Source organism: Gluconobacter potus (assembly GCF_015244705.1).
In the GTDB taxonomy this organism is placed as follows: Bacteria; Pseudomonadota; Alphaproteobacteria; order Acetobacterales; family Acetobacteraceae; genus Gluconobacter; species Gluconobacter potus.
Map to the genome: position 1 here is coordinate 616,313 of NZ_JABCQF010000001.1, position 19,271 is coordinate 635,583.

Annotated in this window: 15 protein-coding genes; 7 read left to right on the forward strand and 8 right to left on the reverse strand. The window is 58.4% G+C overall.

Annotation, left to right across the window (positions count from 1 at the left end; all coding sequences use genetic code 11):
- Positions 1–7: 7 nt before the first annotated feature.
- Genes HKD31_RS02645 through HKD31_RS02660 form a run of 4 tightly spaced genes read left to right on the forward strand, consistent with a single transcriptional unit; the run spans position 8 to position 3,861 of the window.
- The gene (locus HKD31_RS02645; RefSeq protein ID WP_194263702.1) at positions 8–892 is read left to right on the forward strand and encodes a polysaccharide deacetylase family protein; all 885 of its coding nucleotides are present in this window, start codon (positions 8–10) and stop codon (positions 890–892) included.
- Positions 889–2,346 carry an amidohydrolase family protein gene (locus HKD31_RS02650; protein WP_194263701.1) on the forward strand — a complete coding sequence of 486 codons (1,458 nt, stop codon included), beginning with the start codon at positions 889–891 and terminating at the stop codon, positions 2,344–2,346. The genes HKD31_RS02645 and HKD31_RS02650 overlap by 4 nt, the downstream gene beginning before the upstream one ends.
- The gene (locus HKD31_RS02655; protein ID WP_194263700.1) at positions 2,346–3,218 is read left to right on the forward strand and encodes a transporter substrate-binding domain-containing protein; all 873 of its coding nucleotides are present in this window, start codon (positions 2,346–2,348) and stop codon (positions 3,216–3,218) included. The genes HKD31_RS02650 and HKD31_RS02655 overlap by 1 nt, the downstream gene beginning before the upstream one ends.
- A complete protein-coding gene (locus HKD31_RS02660) occupies positions 3,208–3,861 on the forward strand; it encodes an aspartate/glutamate racemase family protein (protein ID WP_194263699.1) in 654 nt (217 codons plus the stop codon). Before HKD31_RS02655 ends, HKD31_RS02660 begins: the two co-directional genes overlap by 11 nt.
- Here HKD31_RS02660 and HKD31_RS02665 read toward each other — a convergent pair.
- Both HKD31_RS02665 and HKD31_RS02670 read right to left on the reverse strand, forming a co-directional pair.
- Positions 3,851–5,098 (reverse strand): MFS transporter, encoded by a 1,248-nt coding sequence (locus HKD31_RS02665; protein WP_194263698.1) that lies wholly within the window; start codon positions 5,096–5,098, stop codon positions 3,851–3,853. The two genes, HKD31_RS02660 and HKD31_RS02665, sit on opposite strands and share 11 nt — an antisense overlap.
- Complete coding sequence (locus HKD31_RS02670; RefSeq protein WP_194263697.1) at positions 5,098–7,491, reverse strand: TonB-dependent receptor; 2,394 nt, start codon at positions 7,489–7,491, stop codon at positions 5,098–5,100. Before HKD31_RS02670 ends, HKD31_RS02665 begins: the two co-directional genes overlap by 1 nt.
- A 349-nt stretch (positions 7,492–7,840) precedes the next feature.
- Here HKD31_RS02670 and HKD31_RS02675 point away from each other — a divergent pair, with 349 nt between their 5' ends.
- Entirely contained in the window at positions 7,841–9,241 is a 1,401-nt protein-coding gene (locus tag HKD31_RS02675; protein ID WP_194263696.1) for an FAD-binding oxidoreductase, read from the forward strand.
- A 399-nt stretch (positions 9,242–9,640) separates the two neighbouring features.
- Here the strand turns inward: HKD31_RS02675 and HKD31_RS02680 are convergent, their stop codons facing one another.
- From HKD31_RS02680 to HKD31_RS02700, 5 genes are read right to left on the reverse strand one after another with little or no spacing between them, the layout of a single operon-like run.
- Complete coding sequence (locus tag HKD31_RS02680; RefSeq protein ID WP_194263695.1) at positions 9,641–10,786, reverse strand: beta-propeller fold lactonase family protein; 1,146 nt, start codon at positions 10,784–10,786, stop codon at positions 9,641–9,643.
- Between the two features lie 43 nt (positions 10,787–10,829).
- Positions 10,830–12,260, reverse strand: coding sequence for a cytochrome c (locus HKD31_RS02685; protein WP_194263694.1), 1,431 nt, complete (start codon positions 12,258–12,260; stop codon positions 10,830–10,832).
- Complete coding sequence (locus HKD31_RS02690; RefSeq protein WP_194263693.1) at positions 12,257–13,915, reverse strand: GMC family oxidoreductase; 1,659 nt, start codon at positions 13,913–13,915, stop codon at positions 12,257–12,259. The genes HKD31_RS02685 and HKD31_RS02690 overlap by 4 nt, the downstream gene beginning before the upstream one ends.
- A 3-nt stretch (positions 13,916–13,918) precedes the next feature.
- Complete coding sequence (locus tag HKD31_RS02695; protein ID WP_228120126.1) at positions 13,919–14,587, reverse strand: sorbitol dehydrogenase family protein; 669 nt, start codon at positions 14,585–14,587, stop codon at positions 13,919–13,921.
- Between the two features lie 43 nt (positions 14,588–14,630).
- Complete coding sequence (locus tag HKD31_RS02700; protein WP_338085523.1) at positions 14,631–15,047, reverse strand: GlcG/HbpS family heme-binding protein; 417 nt, start codon at positions 15,045–15,047, stop codon at positions 14,631–14,633.
- A gap of 518 nt (positions 15,048–15,565) precedes the next feature.
- Between HKD31_RS02700 and HKD31_RS02705 the strand changes: the two genes are divergently transcribed.
- Positions 15,566–17,275, forward strand: coding sequence for a carbohydrate porin (locus tag HKD31_RS02705; protein ID WP_228120127.1), 1,710 nt, complete (start codon positions 15,566–15,568; stop codon positions 17,273–17,275).
- Between the two features lie 94 nt (positions 17,276–17,369).
- Here the strand turns inward: HKD31_RS02705 and HKD31_RS02710 are convergent, their stop codons facing one another.
- Positions 17,370–18,380 carry a LacI family DNA-binding transcriptional regulator gene (locus HKD31_RS02710; RefSeq protein WP_062457411.1) on the reverse strand — a complete coding sequence of 337 codons (1,011 nt, stop codon included), beginning with the start codon at positions 18,378–18,380 and terminating at the stop codon, positions 17,370–17,372.
- 183 nt (positions 18,381–18,563) lie between these two features.
- Here HKD31_RS02710 and HKD31_RS02715 point away from each other — a divergent pair, with 183 nt between their 5' ends.
- Complete coding sequence (locus HKD31_RS02715) at positions 18,564–19,262, forward strand: gluconate 2-dehydrogenase subunit 3 family protein (RefSeq protein WP_062493934.1); 699 nt, start codon at positions 18,564–18,566, stop codon at positions 19,260–19,262.
- Positions 19,263–19,271: the final 9 nt, after the last annotated feature.

The window sequence follows — 19,271 nt, forward strand, 5'->3', positions numbered from 1 at the left end:
ATACCCCATGATTCGCAGCTACGACGACGTTCCGATCCGCCCCTCGAATCTCGCAGGACCGGCTCCGGAATTCCCCTGGCCCCACGGCATGCGGGCCGCGATGATGCTCTCCTTCGACATCGACGCCGAAAGCGCCATCACCAGCAAGGACCCGTCCCATGCGGACAAGCTCGTCTCGATGTCCTATGGCGGCTATGAAGCCCGCGTCGGACTGCCCAAGGTCCTCGAACTGCTGCGCGAACTGGACCTGAAAGCCACGTTCTTCACAACCGGCTGGGCCGCGGATGCATACCCCGCGATGGTGGAAAGCGTCCTGCGCGACGGCCATGAAGTCGGCCATCACGGCTATCATCACCTGCTGCCCGATCCCGGATCGTCCCATATCGAAGACGAACTGGCACGCGGTTTCGAGGCGCTGGCCAAGCATGGCGTCCGCCCGGTGGGCTACAGGGCGCCCTATGGCGAAAGCTGTGACGAACTGCGCACCGCGCTCAAGCGCGAAGGCATGCTCTATTCCAGCTCATGGCGCGACGATGTGCGCCCCTACAGGCAGGTCCTGCCGGACCTTTCGGCGGGCGTCGTCGAGCTGCCGCCATCCTCCTGTTTCGATGACTGGATGCACGGCCTCAGCACCCGCTTTGGGGCGCGCTCGATCTTCCCGAAGGAACATGTCCTGTCCATGTGGAAGGACGAGCTGGACGAAACCCGCGCCTGGGGAGCCATGGTCGGCACCGTCCTGCACCCGCTCGTCAGCGGGCGCCCGATGCGCCTGCGCCTTCTGCGCCACTTCCTGACCTACACGATCGAATGCCGTGACGTCTGGATCGCCACGGGCGAGCAGATCGCCCGCCATTTCGAGGCGTGTGAAGCCGGCGGATCGAACGCATCATGAGCGCCCGTCCGATCCGCATTTCCGGCCTGCGACAGGCCGTCCTGTGGGATGACCGCAGCGCAGGGCATGTCTATGCGCCCGACACCGACCTCGTGATCGAAGGCGGCAAAATCGTCTTCGCCGGCCCGGCATCGGAACTGCCGGATGCGTATGCAGCGCTTCCCGTGGATGTCGACGGGCGCGACCTCATGGCCATGCCGGGTCTGGTGGACGTCCATTCCCACCCGGCGACGGAACCCATGAGCCGCGGCATGTTCGACGAACTCGGCTCGCCCGGCCTGTTCTATTCGTCCCTGTACGAATACATGCCGGTCTTCCGCGCCGACGCCGCCAGCAAACCGGACTGCGCCCGGGTCGCCTACAGCGAAATGTTGCTCTCGGGCGTCACCACGATCGTGGACCTCTCCACGCCGTGGGCCGGCTGGCTCGATGCGGCGACGGAAAGCGGGCTCCGGGTCTGTCTGGGGTCAATGTTCCGCTCTGCCGCCTGGAAAACCACGAACGGCTATACCGTCGACTACACTTGGAGCGAGGACGGCGGCCAGCGCTCGATGGACGAGGCGCTGGAAACCGTCGATGCGGCGCAGGCCGATGCATCGGGCCGTCTGTCCGGCATGATCGTCCCCGCCCAGATCGACACCTGCTCGCCCGAAATCCTGAAAGCCTCGTTCGCCGCCGCCGAAAAGCGGGATCTCCCGTGGCAGACCCATGCGGCACAGTCGATCGTCGAGTTCCAGGAAATCACCCGCCGCCACGGCATGACGCCCGTCCAGTGGCTCGACAGTCTGGGCGTGCTCTCCAGCCGCAGCATCATCGGACATGCGATCTTTCTGGACGACCATCCGTCCACGCCTTGGCACACAAAACGCGACCTCGACATCCTCGTCAGCCGGGACGCCGCGGTCGCACACTGCGCCACGGTCTTCGCCCGGCGCGGCTACGTCCTGCGCGACTTCGGACGCTACAAACGCGCCGGAATCCGCATCGGACTGGGGACGGATACCTACCCGCACACCATCCTCGACGATCTGCGTCTGACGGCCTATCTGGGCCGCGTGCAGGAACAGACCCCCGAGGCCGTCTCCACGCGCGACGTGTTCGATGCCGCCACCTGCATCGGCGCCTCGCTGCTCGGAAGGGACGATATCGGCCGCCTGAAAACCGGCGGCCCGGCCGATCTGGTTCTGGTCGACCTGTCGCATCCGATGATGCGCCCCTCGATCGACCCGGTGCGCTCGCTCATTTTCTCGGCCGATGACCGCGCCATTCACTCCGTCTACGTGGCGGGCCGCAAGGTGGTGGAGAAGGGACGGGTGCTGACGATGGATTATGAAGGGGCAACATCCCGTCTGGTCGAGGAACAGGCGCGGATCGTCGGCTCCGTCGCCCAGCGCGACCGGCTGGGCCGGTCCGTGGAAACGCTCGTCCCGGCCACCTTTCCGACCCGCCGCTGATGCGCCGCGCCACACTCCCGTTCGGCATGTCTCTGCCGGGCCGGCGGGTCGTGGCGCGCTCCTTCGCGGTCATGGCGCTGCTCGGTTTCGGTTCCGCAAGGGCCGAGGCTCCGGTCCCCCCGGATCTCCTGCTGGGCCTGTATCCCAGCTACCCGCCGCTCGACATGCGTGACCCCATGACGGGCGTGCTCGAAGGTTTCGACGTCGATCTCGCAACGGCCCTGAGCCAGCGGATGGGCATGACCCCACGGATGGTCGAGACAGGCTTTGCGCAACTCATTCCCTCCCTTCTGACAGGGCGGATCAGGATGTTTTTCAACGGCATGGTGGACACGCCCCTGCGGCGCCAGAGCGTGTCCTTCGTCGATTACCTCCAATCAGGCTTCCAGTTCGTCACCCTCTCCGGGGACGATCATGCGCCATCCACCCTACCGGAACTCTGCGGCCGCATGGTCGCCGCCAGCCGCGTAACCTCCGTCCCTGCCGAGCTTCTGGCCTGGAGTGACCGCAACTGCGTGGCAAAACATCTTCCGCCCGTCCTCCTGTTCGCAACCGAAAATTCGGCGGATGCCCGCCTCCAGCTCCGTGAAGGCCGTGTGGTGGCCGCCTTGCAGGACAGCCTGACGCTCCCCTGGACGGTTGAAACCAGCGGCCATACGCTCCGGGCCCTGGACGAGGCCTTCCATCTGTCCCCGCTGGGCATCGGCCTTCCCAGAGGAGACAGCACCTTCATCTGCCGTGTCTCCGGGGCTTTTTCAGCCCTCCAGCAGGACGGCACCTATCTTTCCCTGATCCATAAATGGCACCTGCCCGAAAGCGCCGCCCTTCCAGCACCGCCCGTTCCCGAGGATTGCTCCCGCCATGTTTTCTGACCGTATTCTCGTCATCAATCCCAATTCCTCGTCTCAGGTAACCCGCGCGATCGATACCGCACTTGCCGCAATGCGTGCCCGCACCCCCTTCCGGATCGACGTGATGGACCTGCCCGACGCTCCGCCCGGCGTCGCCTTGCAGAGCGATGCGGACGAAGTCGCCCCCCTGGTCCAGCACGCCATCCGCACCAACCCGGCGGAAGCCTATGCCGTCGCCTGTTTCAGCGATCCGGGCGTCGCAGGCGCGCGCGAAAACACGCCGGGCGCCTCGGTCCGCGGGATCGGGGAAAGCGCCATCCTGCACGCCCTGACCCGCGGAGACCGCTTCGGCATCATCGCCCTGTCCGAAAAATCGGTCTTCCGTCAGCGCCGTCTGGTGCGCGGGATGGGCGTGGGCGAGCGCTATGCTGGCAGCCTCGGCATCGGCACCACCGCCGCCGGAGCAACGGACCATGCGCTGCTCGACAGAATGGTCGATGCGGCAAAACGCCTCGTCGATCAGGGCGCGGACACAATCCTCATGGGCTGCGCGGGCATGGCACATTTCCAGCCCCATCTCGAAGACATCTGCCAGCGCCCCGTCATCGAACCCACCCGCGCCGCCGTCGCCCTCCTGATCGGAGACCTCACCCTCAGGCCCTGACGGGCCCTCGCACACAGGCCAGCGCCACAATCCCCGCCACCCCCAGAAACACCAGAATCCCGTCCGCCAGCCACCAGTTCCCCAGAAACGTCACACTCCACGACATGGCCAGCGGCACCACCGCAATGGACAGATTCCCCAGAAACTGTGTCCACGACGATACCCTCGCCGTAGATGCCCCGCCAAACTCCTGCACGCAGGACCAGATCGAGACCTGACCCAGCCCCAGAAACGCTGCGGCAATAAGGGCGAGGGGAAGCATGGCTGCGCTGCTCGACGTCAGCAACGCCACGGCCAGAAAGGCGGTGCCTCCGCCCAATCCTGCGATCCCGAGTGGAACACGGGCGTGCCATTGCGACAGGCCCACGCGGAGCAGCATGTCTGAGGCAAAGCCTCCGAAAAGTTTTGAAAGCAGGATGACGAAATAGGATGCGGAGACGTACCAGCCGACATGGCTCATATTCAGGTGGAATGTGTTTCGCAGATACAGGGGAAACAGCGCCAGGAAAAACCCTTCGACTCCCATCAGGCAGAAATAGGCGCTCCCGATAGTGTACAGGCGTGACAGGGCGAATGGTTCTGTCAGGGCTGTTCCGTTCTGCGGCGCGGAAGGCTCTGCCACGCTCCGGCTATAGGACAAAAGAATGCCGAAGAGCAGGATCCCGACTGTTCCATAGATCGCAAAACACAGACGCCATGACAGTGATGTCATGAGAAAGACTGAAAGCGGCGCACCGATAACGGCTCCAAGAGACAGGGCTGCCAGCAGGATCGCGATGACGGAAGAGCGATGGATAGGCCTGAAACGTTGCTTCAGGGTGATGAGCGCGGCGGTCCAGTCAGGAGCCTGTCCGATGCCGAGGAGCGCGCGACACAGGATCAGCTCTGCGATTGTGCTGGCAAATGCTGTGGACAGCAGGGCTAGGGACCAGAACAGGCAGGCCAGCGCATAGGTCCGGGCCGCTCCCAGCCTGCGGCAGACCCAGCCAGCCGGAAGCTGGCAGAGCGCGTAGGTGAAGGAATAAGCGGAAATGATATTGGTGATCTGGCCCAGACTGCAGCCGAGGCTGTTCTGGATGAGGGGCGCCATGACAACCATCGCCTGTTTGTCGATGGCCATCAGGAATATCGCCGGCAGAAGAACCAGTCCGAGAATGAGCCAGGGATTGCTCCAGTGCCTCCCCGCCTTCAGGTCTTGCCGGGCAGGAGAGAGGGCATCTGAAATCTGCATCGCCATTAGAAATCGGAGCTCAGGGAGAAAGCAACCGCAAAATCGCCGCCGACGTAATAGGTTGGTGTCCCGGCGGCAATGGACGTTCCGAAAATACCCTTCGTTGCGCGGGCATTCGTGGCGATACCGTTGACGCCGGACAGGTAGTGCTCGTCGCCGATATTCATCAGGTTGAGCTGGATCTGCGGATGCTGGGCCGGGCCGACTTTCTTGAAGCGGTAGCCGGCGGACAGGTTTGCCGTCTTGAACGCCGGAATGCTCTGGTCATCCATGAAGGTACTGTACTGAGAGTCCACGTAATTGAAGGTGAAGTTTCCGAAGAAATGGGTGTCATCGTAGCTCAGGCCGATTGATCCGGTGAATTTCGGAGCAAGGACAGCGGCTTTCCCCTTGGTGGGCAGGTAATCGTTGCCGACCTGAATGTTATTGCCCATTTCGGAGTGGAGATACTGACCCGCAATATACGGGGAAAAGTGATGCCATGCAGGAAGGCTGAGTTCCGCCTGCACGCCGCGGATGGTCTGGCCGCCGCCATTCACCGAGAAGGACTGTGGGCTGTTATTGACATACACGATGCTGGAAATCTGGCGGTTAGTCAGATTGTAATTGAACGCCGCCGCCGAGAAGTTGACCACGCCGTAATGACGATATCCGATTTCTTCGGAGATCGAGTATTCCGGCTTGAGGTTGCTCGAATGGCTGCTGGTCTTCTTTCCCGTTGTGGCACTGTAGATGTCGACATAGGCGCTCAGCGCGGCCGGTTCCTTGAAGGCGGTCGAAGCACTGAAATAGACCTGGTCATGAGGCGTGATGCGATAGCTGGCTGAAAGCTGTGGCAGGGGCTCGGCGTCATTCTTGTTGATGGCATAAGTCGGGCCGGGCATTGCGCTGGTGGCATGGCGGGAAACCATGACTTCCTTGAAGCCGGCGTTCAGCACCAGGCGATCGTCGAGGAATTTCATCGTATCGTTGATGAAAAGGGCGTTTGTCTGCTGGATGAGATGACCGTTATAGGTCCCGATGACCGCTCCTGAAGCGGTCTTGATCGGATTGCCGCCATACTCGTTCATCACGTTGCCGTTCGGTTCGACCGGTGTGTACGAGGTGTTTTCGTTGTGGTCGAAATAATCGTACCAGTAACCGACCTGAAGCGTGTTGAACTTGTGCTTCCATGTCAGGGTCGCGTTCTGTCCGCCCGCTGCCTGGGTATAGGCATCGACGTTTTCCACGGTCGCAACATTGTTGACGCTGTACGGAAGCTGCACCGTTCCGATGGACTGGTCTCCAACGAACATTGACTGTCCATTGACATTCGCACCGCTGTTAATGAAGCCACGCGTGTACATGATGTAAGGCGTGATCTTGAATGTCAGTTCCGGCATGAGTTCAAACTGCGTTGGAATGGCAGCGATGACGTTCTGCCGCTGGTTGAAGCGCAGTTTGTAATAATTGGACGTGCCGTAGGAGTATTTTCCTGCATAGTTGTAGGAAATTCCGTACTGATTCCACTGGCTGAGGGTGGGGTTTGTGTAGACGTCCGTACGCATCCAGTTCCAGGAGAAGAACGGCGCAATGCTGTTATGTCCCCATTCCTTCAGGAAATGGCTGTCGACATGGTAGCGCTTCGTATTGCCGGAGCCGCGCCAGTTGTTCACTTCCGTGTGGGAAAAAGACGTGTAGTTCCGAATACCGGTATGTCCGATCTCGCCACTGTCGAGCCGGACGAACTGCCGGTTGAGGGATTTGTTGCCACCGCTCAGGTCAATGTACCCACCCGCCTTGTGGGAAGGCTGTCGCGCAGAGGCCCGGATCTGGCCACCGACTGAATTATAGACCGGGGCATCGATATCAGGCGAGCCCTGTGACACCTCGAGATGGCTGATGTTTTCCGTGTCCGACCATTCGGTTGCGAACGGCGTGTAATAGAGGCGGTCGCCGGCGGGCATGCCTTCATAAGTCGTTCCCAGCTCGGTCTGGTTCAGGCCGCGGATGGAGACGTTCATGCGGTCGCTGAGGCCAAGGGGATCATTGGCTGCGACAACGACGCCGGGGCTCATCGCAAGGAGGGTAACGGCATTGGCTGTCGGCGACTGTTTGGCAATGTAATCCCGCGAGACGCCGCTGACGGATTTCGCTGCGCTCTGCACGGGCATCAGGCCGCCGCCCGGCGTGGTGTTCGTAACGCCGTTGGCGCCGACAACCTGTTTGCGGACCGAGATATACTCGTCCTTGTGAGCGGGAACGGCTTTGGGGGCCGGATGGGCGGTTTCCCTGGTGCGGGGAGCATGATGTGTAGGGGCGGGTTTCCCGCTTGTCACGATGGATGCTGCCAGCGTTGGCTGAAAGTATAGCGCACAGCCCGACAGAAGAAGGATTTTATAACCGTTTTTCGTCAGCATATCGGCAGTTCCGTTCCAGCCATGGAATTTGGTGTGATGCTGAAACGATAAGGGATGCAAACAGCAGAATCTCGCTCTAAATCCATCATGATAATCAGAATTGGACCTCTTGGTATTTATTCGGCTTATACCCCTTGCCGGTCTGGAAAGAAGGATCAAAGGAAAGTTGCGTAGCGAAACGATCCGGAGTGATGCCGCTCGGGGAATACGGGATGGGTACGGGCTTGACAGCAGGAAGCCGGAGCGTCCGTACTGCCTTCGATGCAGCGGGCGATTATCTGAGGAATATCCTGAGGATCGGTAATCGCATGCGGCCCAATGTGAATCCAGGACAGGAATGATGATGGAAATGGATGACCGTACACAGGCGATTCATGCTGGATTGCAGGCGATCGTCGGGTCAGACCAGATCTTTACGGGGGTAGCAACCGATCGTTGGTCACGGGACTGGACAGGCCAGTTCGAGGGTATGCCGCTTGCCGTTGTCCGTCCTGGAACCTGTGAGGAAGTCGCCGCTATCCTGCGTCTTGCCGGGCAGTATCATGTTCCTGTCGTTCCGATCGCCGGGAATACGGGTCTCAATGGCGGGGCTTATGGAGCAGATTCCATTCTGGTGTCCATCGAACGGATGAACCGGATCCGCGAGATCAGGAGCGATGCTCGTGTGGCTGTGGTCGAGGCCGGTGTCATTGTGGCGGCGCTGGACTCTGCCGTCGCCCAGTATGGTCTGACGTTTCCGCTGACGTTCGGTGCGGCGGGGTCAGCAATGATCGGTGGTGTTCTCTCTACCAATGCGGGGGGCGCCAATGTTCTGCGTTACGGCAATGTGCGGGACCTTTGTCTGGGGCTTGAAGTCGTACTGCCGGACGGGCGCGTCCTCGACCTGATGACGGCCCTGAAGAAGGACAATTCTGGCTTCGATCTGCGTGACCTTATCATCGGTGCCGAAGGACAGCTCGGGATCATCACCGCAGCCGTACTGAAACTGCATCCCCGACCGGTTTTTCACGCAACAGCGCTGGTGGCGCTAGAGGATCTGAGGGAAGCGCCGGTGCTGCTGAATGCCTTTCAGGATGCATCGGGCAATGCTGTTACGGCCTATGAATTCATGTCCCGCAGTTATGTTGCCGGGTATGAGAAACTCGTGCCGACGGTGCGTCGGTTCTTCGAGACTTCCTATCCTGCGGTTCTGCTCGTGGAGCTTGCGACCGTGCGGAACGAGGAGTTGGGGGAGCTTCTGGAAACAGTGCTGGGTGACGCCATGGAGCGGGGAGCCGTTGCGGATGCCGTAATCGCCCAGAGCGACATGCAGCGTCAGGAGATGTGGGCCCTTCGCGAGGCTGCCGCAGAACTTGCTTTTCAAAGGCATCCGGTCATCGACACCGATATTGCCGTACCGCTGGACCGTATTGCTGAATATCTAGACCGTATTCCGGAAAGAATGGCTGTGATCGATCCCGGATTTACTGACATTGCCGTCGCGCATTTTGGTGATGGCAACATCCATTATACGGTGTGGCCTTCAAAAAATGATCCGGCAGTCGAAGCGGCCTTGCGCGCGGCCATCGATGGGCTCGCAGTGGAAATGGACGGGACCTTCTCGGCAGAGCACGGAATTGGTCTTTGCAAGCTGCCCTCCATGGCACGGCATAAAAACGCTTTTGCACTTGATATGATGCGGGCAATCAAGGCTGCTTTTGACCCAAAGGGTGTTCTGAATCCCGGCAAGACATTGCCTGGTGGGAGTTAGTCATCAGTGTGAGGATCAGCTTGAAAGGGAACTTTGTGTGTTTGCACGAGATTGACATCGCGTCAGTGTAAATAAGGAGCTTCATGCAGACGAGATAGTAATCTTGGGTAATATGGCCGATCGTTTTTTTATTTATGGCTGGCCGTTGGGCAGTTTGCGTGTCCTATATTGCTTCGGATCACGTCCTTGGGAACATGGACGAAATCGCCACTGGACCATGTCCGAAGCTCTGAAAATGGCGCTGCCTGCCTTTCCACCAGTCTTTTACGGGTGTGTGGTTTACCCATACAATCAAGGGGCTCTGAGCTGGCCCTGAAAGTTAGGGAGGACAGGCCTCTCTGCTCCGCGCCAAGAGCAGCAAAAAGGAACACCCAACCAGAAAAATGTCTCTGGTTCCTGTTACCGTAGGGTTTTTTCGAGGTCGGCACCCCCTCCCGGAAGCGGGGTTTCGCCAGCCTTGCGGAGTTGCGTTCCGTCCCATGTCAGGGTCAGCAGACTACGGTCCATGACACCCTGGACCAGAATGTCATGACCATCTGGAGAGAAGGTCAGTCCCTGCGGCCAGAGTGTACCGGGAGCCTGTGCCAGTGGTGTCAGATGACCGTCACTGAATGAGAAAACCGTGACGATGCCCCGGTCATGATAGAGTGGAGAGGTAGGGGAAAGTGCGGAGCCGTTCTGGGAGACGACGGCGACATACTGGCCATCTGGAGAAATATCGAGCCCTTCCGGCGCGTTGGGGACGGGAGTGCGCTGGATTTCCCGGATTGGTTCGGCGCTCAGATCCAGAACCGAAAGAGCACCAGGCAACCCTTCACCATGGCCCAGCATTCCCATGACGGCGTAATGCCCGTCCTTGCTCAACTGGATATTCCAGGGCCCGGGTTTGATGTTCAGAGGGTGAGGATCGACGGTAATCTGTTCGCCGTTGATATGGAGGGTATAGACCTTGTCCGCCTGCCACAGGCTCACAAGGGCGCGCTTCCCGTCGGGAAGGATGGCGAGACCACCCGGAAAGCCGGAGACGGGCAGGGAAATCACACGCCGGTTGCTCAGGTTGTGTCCGTCAAACCTGAACCAGGTCAGAACGCCGGATTTGCCATTGGCGACGAGAAGGTGATGTCCGTCTGGCGTGAAGCGCAGGGTGGTTGCGCCGGGAGCAGATGCTACGCGCTGTATGATTTTCGGTTCTGCCCCGGAAATATCGATGACGGTGATCTCATCGTCCGGAACGATTTTCCCGGCTTCAGGATCAGGCTTCGAAGCAGCAGAGACGACGAGGATTTTGCCATCGGGACTGAAGGTAATGGCTGTAGGTGGCCCGATGACGCTGGTAGGCACGTTGATGCTCGTCCGGACTTTCCAGGCGCCATCGGGTGTTCTGGCAAGAAACGACAGGGAGTCTGGTTTCAGGGGGTGTGGCAGAACCTGTACCCCGTTTTGAAGAATGGAATGTGCATCATTCGCCGAAACCACAGTCTGGGCGTGGGTGGATGAAGCGAACGCAAGCAGTGCGGCACAGGAAAGCAGGCACAGTCTTTGCATCTCTGGGGTCTCCTGGAGACGTTAGACGAAAGGGCGGAAAGCCTCAGGCCTTCGCCTTTCGGGAAAGTCGGATGAAGAAAAGAATGGCGACGGCGAGGATCAGGGCTGCTCCGATCATCGCGGGGACTGTGAAAGCGCCCAGCTGTGCAATAAGCGGCTTGGGACCACCGGAACGGATGAGCTTCACATCGTCAGGTGTGACTTTGACATTCGGATTGCCGAAGCGCTGCTCGACGTAATTGCTGATATCGGCAATGTCCTGATCGGACAGGGAGTCCACATACGAACCTGGCCCAAATCCAGGCATATAGGTCGTATGACCGTTGACTTCCCGCCGGACCCCCATGAGGATCGTGGTGATCAGGTTATCGGCGATCGGGGCGCCCAGGGCCGTATTATGGAAAAGCTGCGGGTAGTACCCGTCCGGGCTGCCCTGGCCGGTTGGGCGGTGGCAGGCCGCGCACTCTCCCGAGAAGAGATATTCGCCGCGACTGATCCGGCTGGCGGGCAGAGCACGGTAGACGGATTCACGATCGGAAATTTTCCCATAGCTTTCGCGGGGGGCTTTGTCCTTGCTGTCCGAAATGGCCGGAACCTGCTTGATGTAAGCAACCATGGCACGGATGTCGGCATCACTCAGATACTGGAAGCTGTGCTCGATGGCTTCTGCCATGGGGCCGCCTGCCTGAGCTTTTCCGGGAACATCGCCGGTTTTGAGGTAGCGGAAAAGATCGTCGTTGCTCCAGCCGCCAATACCGCTGACAGGGTCCGAAGTCACATTCGGCGCATACCATGAGGACAGCGACGCACCGGCCAGAGGGCTGCTGCCCTTCTCCGCCATCATGGCGTTGCGGGGCGTGTGGCAGGTGTCACAATGCGCCAGGGCGTAGGACAGATAATGCCCGCGATTGACTTCCACGGATTTGGAAGGATCGGGCTTGAAGCGGGTATCATCCAGGAAAAGGGCATTCCAGATCGCCATGGAAGCCCGGATATTATAGGGGAAAGGCAGCTCGGTTTTTTGCGGGCTGCTTTCGACCGGTTTCACCGATGTCATGAAATAGACGTACAGGGCGTGGATGTCGTCGTCTGTCAGCTTGGTGTACGAGGTGTAAGGCATCGCGGGGTAAAGATGAGCCCCGTCGCGTCGGATGCCTTCTCGTAAGGCATGGGCGAACTCTTTCTCGGTGTAGTTCCCGATACCGTATTCTTTTGAAGGCGTGATGTTGGTCGAATAGATCGATCCAAGTGGAGACGCGATGCCATACCCGCCGGCAAACGCTTTGCTGGAGCCGGGCGCCGTGTGGCAGGCCGCGCAGTCAGCGGCGATGGCAAGATAATGTCCGCGTTCGGCGACAGCCGTGTTGGGATCAGTGTCCTGCGCACGCGCAAATGTGCCGGTTCCAAGTCCGATTGCAGCGGAAAGGGCGAAATAGCCGGGAAGACCCAGGCTTTTCTGTCGTTTCTGTTTCATGCCTGCCCCCGTGCGAAAGCGGCCTTGATGGAATCGGCAGCTTTCAGACCGAGCGCTGCCATGCTGAGCGTGGTGTTGACGACGCTGGCAGACGGCATCGCGCCGCCGCCGGGAATCCACAGATTGGGGTGGTCATGGGCCCGGCAGTCTCCGTCTACGACCGAGTCCTTGGGGTCCCGCCCCATGATCGTACCGCCCATGATATGATTGTTGGCGTTATAGTCCGTCGTGATGCGGAGTTCAGTCCCGCCCAGCAGGCCGGCAATCTGCTTGACCTGCGTGTTGACTGCATCCAGTCCTTTGCGGACATAGTCGCCGACATCGTAATGGATGTCGGGGCAGGCCAGCCCCAGAGGATCCTTGCGGGTTTTGCTCAGCGTCAGGCGATTTTCCGGATCAGGAAGCGGTTCAAGGCTGATGGAGAGGTCAACACCGCATGCTGCACGGCGGCGGATTTCGTCATCAAGCTCTTTGCCAACCAGACCCAGTTTGAGGGCCTGTTCCGTCGCAGGAGCGACGCGGCTGATATTGTTGAGGATCATCTTGTTGGCTGAGTATTCCCGCCGGAAATCTCCGTCCCGGGGACCGACGATGCAGCTGCTCTGCGCTGGTCCGCGTCCGAACCAGAGAGGCTCGTTGGCCAGAAAGGATGCATGGACGCCCGAGTGGTCCATCATGTTGCGGCCCACCTGATCCGAGGAGTTGGCGATGCCGTTCGGGTTGCGTTCATTCGCCGCCAGCAGCAGCAGACGCGGGGTTTCGATACCATTACAGGCGAGCACGAATGTCTTGCCTGTCGCCTTGTGGGACTGCCGGTGCGCGTCATACCAGTGCACGGCCGTCACGCGGTTGTTTTCATCGGTATCAATACGATAGACGACCGCTTCGGCGATGGTGACAGCGCCTTTGGACTCAGCTTTTTCGATGTGCTGAATGCCATTGTACATGGCCCCGATGGGGCAGATGGGCTGGCAGTTGTTATTGCCACAGCAGGCGGGGCGCTCACCGTAAGGCTCGATACTCCGTCCCTGTGGAATGGGAACGAGATGAAAACCGTGGGGATTGACGATTTCAGCGACCCGACGGTCTCCATACCCGAACGGGATCATGTCCCGGGGGTAGGGGCGGCTCCGTTCCGGAGGGGACTGGAGAGATTTGTCGTGCGGGCCTGAAACTCCCATTTCCTCTTCAGCGCGGCAATAAAATGGCTCCAGATCATTGTAGGAGATGGCCCAGTCGCGGCCGACGCCATAACGCGTTTTCATCTCGAAGTCGGAAGGAAGATGGCGCCAGCAGGAAGCGGCCCAGTGCCATGTCGTTCCGCCGACAGTCCGAAGATAGCCCTGCTTGAACGCCGAGCCATTGGGGCCCGACAGGCCTACATAGTCATTGGGCGGAAAATATAAGGGAGCCTGAGCCAGCGGGGACTGGGGATAAAGGCCCTGAAAATCCGAATGGAGCCGGTTGTGGAACGACATGTTGCGCCAGTTTTCCACATATTCTGCGCGTTTGAGGCGCAGTCCTGCCTCCAGAATCAATACGGAATGGCCAGCAGCAGCAAGTTCGTTTGCCACCATGCCGCCCACCACTCCGGAGCCGACGACAACGACATCCGCCGATACATCTCCAGAGGATGAAAAGTCCGGTTTGGCCATGGGTTAGTGCTCCTGACGGGGTTTGGGAACGTAAGGGGGAGAAGAGGGCGTGATGGGTTTCAGAGGCGGCGACTGCGGCGGAGTTTTGCTTTCCACGCCGAGAGGGGCCGGGGCCGGTGGCGTCGCCGGAAGCGGAGCATGGATCGGAATGCCAAGTGCCGGCGGTGTCTCGGTCCACCATCCTGGACGTGCAAAACAGTAGGTTGGTACCGGCAGACCGTCTTTTGTGGGCTGGTACATGAGAGCATTGTAATAGGCGACCATGGGGGCGCCCGTTCTGTCCTCGACTGAGCCGGTGTACCAGGCGGCATTGAGGGCCAGAAAAGCCTTTTTCAGATCGCCGGAGCGCTCGAGAATTTCGCGGGGTTGCCCCCCTTGCGCCGTGACAGAGGCCAGAGCTTGGATTGTGCTTGCATAGCCAGGAAAAGTGGCCTGCATGGCCGCGCAGAGGCGGCTGCTGAGGACCGGATCGAGATCCTGACGCCCGGTGATCGCCCGTGAGATGGCCAGGAATGTTTCATCGAGTGGAGTGGCGGCAAGAGCGCCTGCCTTTCCAAGGACTGAATTGCCGACAGCAACAGAAAGACTGCCCATGATGGTGCCGAGCAGCAGGGAGCGGCGTCCCAGGACAGACTGCTGAAAAGGAGCGGAAGGATGGCGGCCTTTGGTCATGCCTTGGCTCCTTTTCCACGATGTTCCGCAACAGAGATCATTGTCATTTCAGAGCTCCTACCGCGGTATTGGCGGCATCGGCGTCCTGGGCATTGTTGCCTCCACTGACACCGATGCCGCCCACAAGCTGGGTATTACGGAAAATAGGGATCCCACCCCCTGCCGGCATGGCATGGGGAAGAGCCAGAACGGCCATTTTCCCGCCGCTCAGAGCCGCTTCGAAAGCGGCTGACGGGCGCTTGTAAAAGACAGCGCTGACCGCCTTGCGTTGGGAAAGGTCGATACTGGCGAGCTGTGCTCCCGCCATACGTTCGACCAGAATGGGTTGCCCCGAAGGATCAACCACAGTCACGACGATGCTCGTCTGGTTTGACGCAGCTCTCTTTTCAGCCGCCTGGGCCAGACGGCGCGCCTGAGAAAGGGAAAGGGGTGGGAAAGAGGCTTCTTCCGCTTGAACCACCTGCGGAATGACTCCAGCTCCGAGAATCACTGCACAACAGATGCGTTGCAGGATTCCGCGAGCGTTCTTCGTGGACATATTCCTGAATAGCAGCACGGGACGCGCCTTTCGGTCATATTTCGTAACGGCTAAACGGCATGTGCCATGAGAACCGAGAGTCCACCTAGATCGATCTAATTCACTATATTGTGACAAAGTATGGAAAAATCGGGGATTTGCCGCCGAGGAGAAAGCTGGGTTTTTGGCGCTCAATGATGATAAGGGCTGCTATCTCAATGAAAAAACGTTGTTTTTCCTAATTCGAAATCCCCGAAAATTTTAGATCGCTCTAAATTCTTTTTTCAGGTTCTCAATGTCGTGAGGACGTCTTCACAGAATTCGTGATGAGTTCCGCTATGGGAAATGCGAAAATTATATGGCATGCCGCTTCCAGAGAATATGCGAAGTACTGATTCTGCTTTTTCTGGTTGGATAGAGTAGATTGGTAGATGCATGAAGTATGATTCACTGGAACGAAGATGTTTAAGAATCGGCTTATAATAAGCAATTCGACAGGACGCTCGTTTTATGCGCAAAGAATCTGTAAAAAAATCTTATATGTTTTTTTGATTTATTGCGTTTCTGGTGGATTCCCGTTTTTGTTTGCGAAAGGCCAGACCCAGACCCAGACCCAGACCCAGACCCAGACCCAGACCCAGACCCAGACCCAGACCCAGACCCAGACCCAGACCAAAGCCCAAGCCCAAGCCCAAGCCCAAGTCCAAGCCCAAGTCCAAGTCCAAGCCCAAGCCCAGAATTTGGGGCCGCAGCAAAATGCGTCAACGCCGTTGAATTCGGTTCAGCAGAATGCTCCGCCTCAGTCAGATATTGCTCCGGGTATTTTCACGACGTATCCCGCGCCGCCTTTGTCGCCTCCGAGTGCGGCGCCTTCTGCAATCACAGAAGGACCACCTTCCATTTTTCCGGACTTTTTCGGCATGACGCCCTGGCTTAGAAAACACGGTATCGGTTTTCATTTTGATAATACAAATGAGTATGCCGGGGCGCTTCAACACCCGACAAGAGGGCCGCATTACGGAAATTACAAGGACGGATCGAGTAATGCCGGTCAATATTCAGCAAATCTTATTGTTGACTGGGAGCATCTTGCGGGCATCAAGGGATTTGTGACTCGCATGACGACCGTTGGTCGCTATGGAACAACTGCTAATCGGATGTTCGGGGACTGGCTGGCGCATAGTTCTGAAATCTATGGCGGCGGAGGGAACGTGGTGGTTCATCTCGTCTCGTTGTATGGAGAAGAGAGCCTCTTTGGTGGCCGGTTCCTGATCGCGGGTGGGCGTATGTCCCAGATGTCCGATTTCGCATCGAGCCCTATTTTCTGTAGCTTTCAGAACAATTCTTTCTGCGGACGTCCAAAAGCGGCTGCGGATAGCACCTATTATGGCAGCTACCCTGCGGCGACATGGGCTTTTCGCATGAAGGGCCGGCCCCGCAAGGATCTTTACATCCAGGCGGGTGTCTATTTCGCCGAAAACGGGATCTATCAGAACTATCAGCACAGGACGGGATTTAAGTTCAACGGCGCCAATATCGTTGGATATGAAATCCCGATCGAAGCTCAGTGGGAGCCCCATTTCGGGCCTCATCATGATCTCCCGGGTCATTACAAGCTGGGATTTGTTTATGATGATGTGCGGCGTGCTGATAATTATTACAACACGGCTGGCCAGTCTTACTATGTGTATGGCGGTAAGCAGTTGATGAGAAACTCTTCATGGCAAACATACTTCATGTTTGACCAGAAGTTGATGAACTATCCCGGAAGGCCAAAGTCTGCTGGTTTGACTTTCATGGGTGGTTATATTTACAACTCTCCCCATACTGCTGTTCGCGATTTCGAAGTTTACGGTGCTCTCATGAGCCAGGGACTTATTCCTGGACGTCCAGAGGACATGTTTGGCGTTGCTTTCTCCTATGTCAGCATCGCACCGGGAACGCGTGATACGACCATGGCCATGGTTGCTGCGGGGGATTATTCGGGCATGCCGAACCATGCAACCGGCGTGCAGACCAACGCCGAGGTTCTGGAAGTCGATTATTCCATAAATGTGATGCGAGGCGTAACGTTCCGGCCGGATTTTCAGTATTATATCCATCCCAATGGACAGGTCGGGTTGCGTAATTCAGCGATGCTGGGATTTAAGTCCTATGTGTCTCTTTTTTAGATCGATCTATGGGATCCGGAACATGAGCACTGCGCAGAAAACAACCGATCCGAGAATTTCCGCGGCTGGAAAGCTGTCGGAAAATCGCGATGGATCAGGGAAGCTGGCCTCCACAGCTCTGGCGGATCATCAACTGTCCGGAAACCAGGATACGGGTGCTGGAGGTGGTGGGGTTGTCGATCCTGTCAAGCAAAAGGCGTGCTGCATTGCGGCCAACGCCTACCGGGTCCGTCACGATGGTGGTCAGGGTCGGAAAAGACACGGCGCTTTGAGGCAGGTCGTCGGCTCCGATGACTGCAAAATCGCGTCCGGGCATTTTCCCTCTGGCCAGCAGATATCCCATGACGGACTGGGCAAGCATGTCATTGTAGCAGACAACGGCATCCGGCGGGGTGGAGGAGGCCAGGAGTTCCGGAAAACTGCCCAGATCGGAGAGGTTCTCCAGATGGGTCGGAATGATCAGGTCGTGTTCCAGCTTGTGTTTTTTCAGGGTCTTCCTGAAGCCATCGAGCCGTTCACGCGCAGCGGAATGCACCGGTCTGCCCCCAAGGAAGGCAATTTTCCGGCGCCCATGTCTGACGAGATGTGTGACGGCCAGGGAAGTTCCGTCCGCATAGTCGGGGCCGACATAGTTGCCATTTCTCTGCGAGACGTGGCGGAGAACCTGAACGCAGGGCAGGTGAAGCCGCTCGATTTCAGACAGAAGGGCGTCGGAGCTTCCGGCAGCCGGACAGAGGATGAGGCCGTCCACGCCGTGTTCGCGCAGGCGGCGGATCTGTCGCAGCTGTCTGTCGGGATTTTCGGCGCTGTTGACCAGAATGGCTACAATATTGGCGTCAACGATAACTTCGTCGATCCCCAGCATCAACTGGCTGTAGAACGGGCTGCCAATGTCACACAGGACCAGGCCGATCGTGCCGGTTTTCTGGCCCCGCAGGTTCGCAGCGCCGCGATTGTAGATATAGCCCAGTTTATCCATCGCGCAGATGACGCGGTCTCTCGTCTCCAGCGAGACAAGGGGGCTGTCCCGAAGCACAAGCGACGCAGTAGCGCGCGAGACCCCTGCTTCAACTGCCACAGAATTGAGGGTTACCGCTTTTTTCATAACCCTCAGGCGGCCCTTACAAGCTGCAATATATTGGAACTATTCAAAAACGGACCTTTCGGAGAGCAGATATTCTTACCCGCGATCATTCCACACTTCCGGGTGGGCGGGAAGCGAAAAGGCTGAAGGGGCGATGGGCTGTTTTTCCATGTCGTCAGGTCATGTTTGTCATTGGAGCAAGAAATGAAAATCCCCTCTTCGACGCGGCGTAATTTTACGGCCGGTCTTCTTGGGTCAGCGTCCTTCTGGATGTATGGCGGCCATAAAGTCTGGGCCGATGCTTTGCAGTCAGAAAGTGCGCAGTCGTATAACCCTAAATATTTCAACCATGAGGAATGGCTGTTCCTGAATGCCGCCTGTGCGCGAATATTTCCTGCGGACGCTCATGGACCCGACGCGGCCCTGCTTGGAGCGCCTGAATTCATCGATCGACAGATGGATACGCCTTATGGACATGGAGAGTTGTGGTACATGTCCGGGCCGTTCAAGGAAGGTGCACCGAACCTGGGGTACCAGCTGTCCCTGCCGCCGCGTGACCTCTATCGCCAGGCTATTGCCGCGGCAAATGCCTATGTCCGCGATCATCATCAGGGCCAGACTTTCGCTCAGCTGGCCATTCCGGAGCAGATCGCACTTCTCAAGGTGTTCGAGCAGGGCAAGATGGCCCTTGGCGCGGTTCCTGCCCACACCTTCTTCGAGCAGTTGCGTCAGAATACGCTCGAGGGTGTTTTTTCCGATCCCCTTTACGGCGGCAACAAGGGCCTGGCGGGATGGACACTGCTCGGCTTTCCCGGCGCGCGCGCCGATTTCATGGACTGGGTCAATCAGAAGGGAGCGCCGTATCCGTTCGGGCCTGTTTCCATATCTGGCGAAACCGCCTGAGGATTTTTG

Coding starts and splice junctions, on each gene's coding strand:
- HKD31_RS02690 (WP_194263693.1), bottom strand. CDS start 13,915: ATGGCCAAACCGGACTTTTCATCCTCTGGAGATGTATCGGCGGATGTC.
- HKD31_RS02645 (WP_194263702.1), top strand. CDS start 8: ATGATTCGCAGCTACGACGACGTTCCGATCCGCCCCTCGAATCTCGCA.
- HKD31_RS02685 (WP_194263694.1), bottom strand. CDS start 12,260: ATGAAACAGAAACGACAGAAAAGCCTGGGTCTTCCCGGCTATTTCGCC.
- HKD31_RS02660 (WP_194263699.1), top strand. CDS start 3,208: ATGTTTTCTGACCGTATTCTCGTCATCAATCCCAATTCCTCGTCTCAG.
- HKD31_RS02710 (WP_062457411.1), bottom strand. CDS start 18,380: ATGAAAAAAGCGGTAACCCTCAATTCTGTGGCAGTTGAAGCAGGGGTC.
- HKD31_RS02650 (WP_194263701.1), top strand. CDS start 889: ATGAGCGCCCGTCCGATCCGCATTTCCGGCCTGCGACAGGCCGTCCTG.
- HKD31_RS02655 (WP_194263700.1), top strand. CDS start 2,346: ATGCGCCGCGCCACACTCCCGTTCGGCATGTCTCTGCCGGGCCGGCGG.
- HKD31_RS02715 (WP_062493934.1), top strand. CDS start 18,564: ATGAAAATCCCCTCTTCGACGCGGCGTAATTTTACGGCCGGTCTTCTT.
- HKD31_RS02675 (WP_194263696.1), top strand. CDS start 7,841: ATGGATGACCGTACACAGGCGATTCATGCTGGATTGCAGGCGATCGTC.
- HKD31_RS02670 (WP_194263697.1), bottom strand. CDS start 7,491: ATGCTGACGAAAAACGGTTATAAAATCCTTCTTCTGTCGGGCTGTGCG.
- HKD31_RS02665 (WP_194263698.1), bottom strand. CDS start 5,098: ATGGCGATGCAGATTTCAGATGCCCTCTCTCCTGCCCGGCAAGACCTG.
- HKD31_RS02680 (WP_194263695.1), bottom strand. CDS start 10,786: ATGCAAAGACTGTGCCTGCTTTCCTGTGCCGCACTGCTTGCGTTCGCT.
- HKD31_RS02695 (WP_228120126.1), bottom strand. CDS start 14,587: ATGACCAAAGGCCGCCATCCTTCCGCTCCTTTTCAGCAGTCTGTCCTG.
- HKD31_RS02705 (WP_228120127.1), top strand. CDS start 15,566: ATGTTTAAGAATCGGCTTATAATAAGCAATTCGACAGGACGCTCGTTT.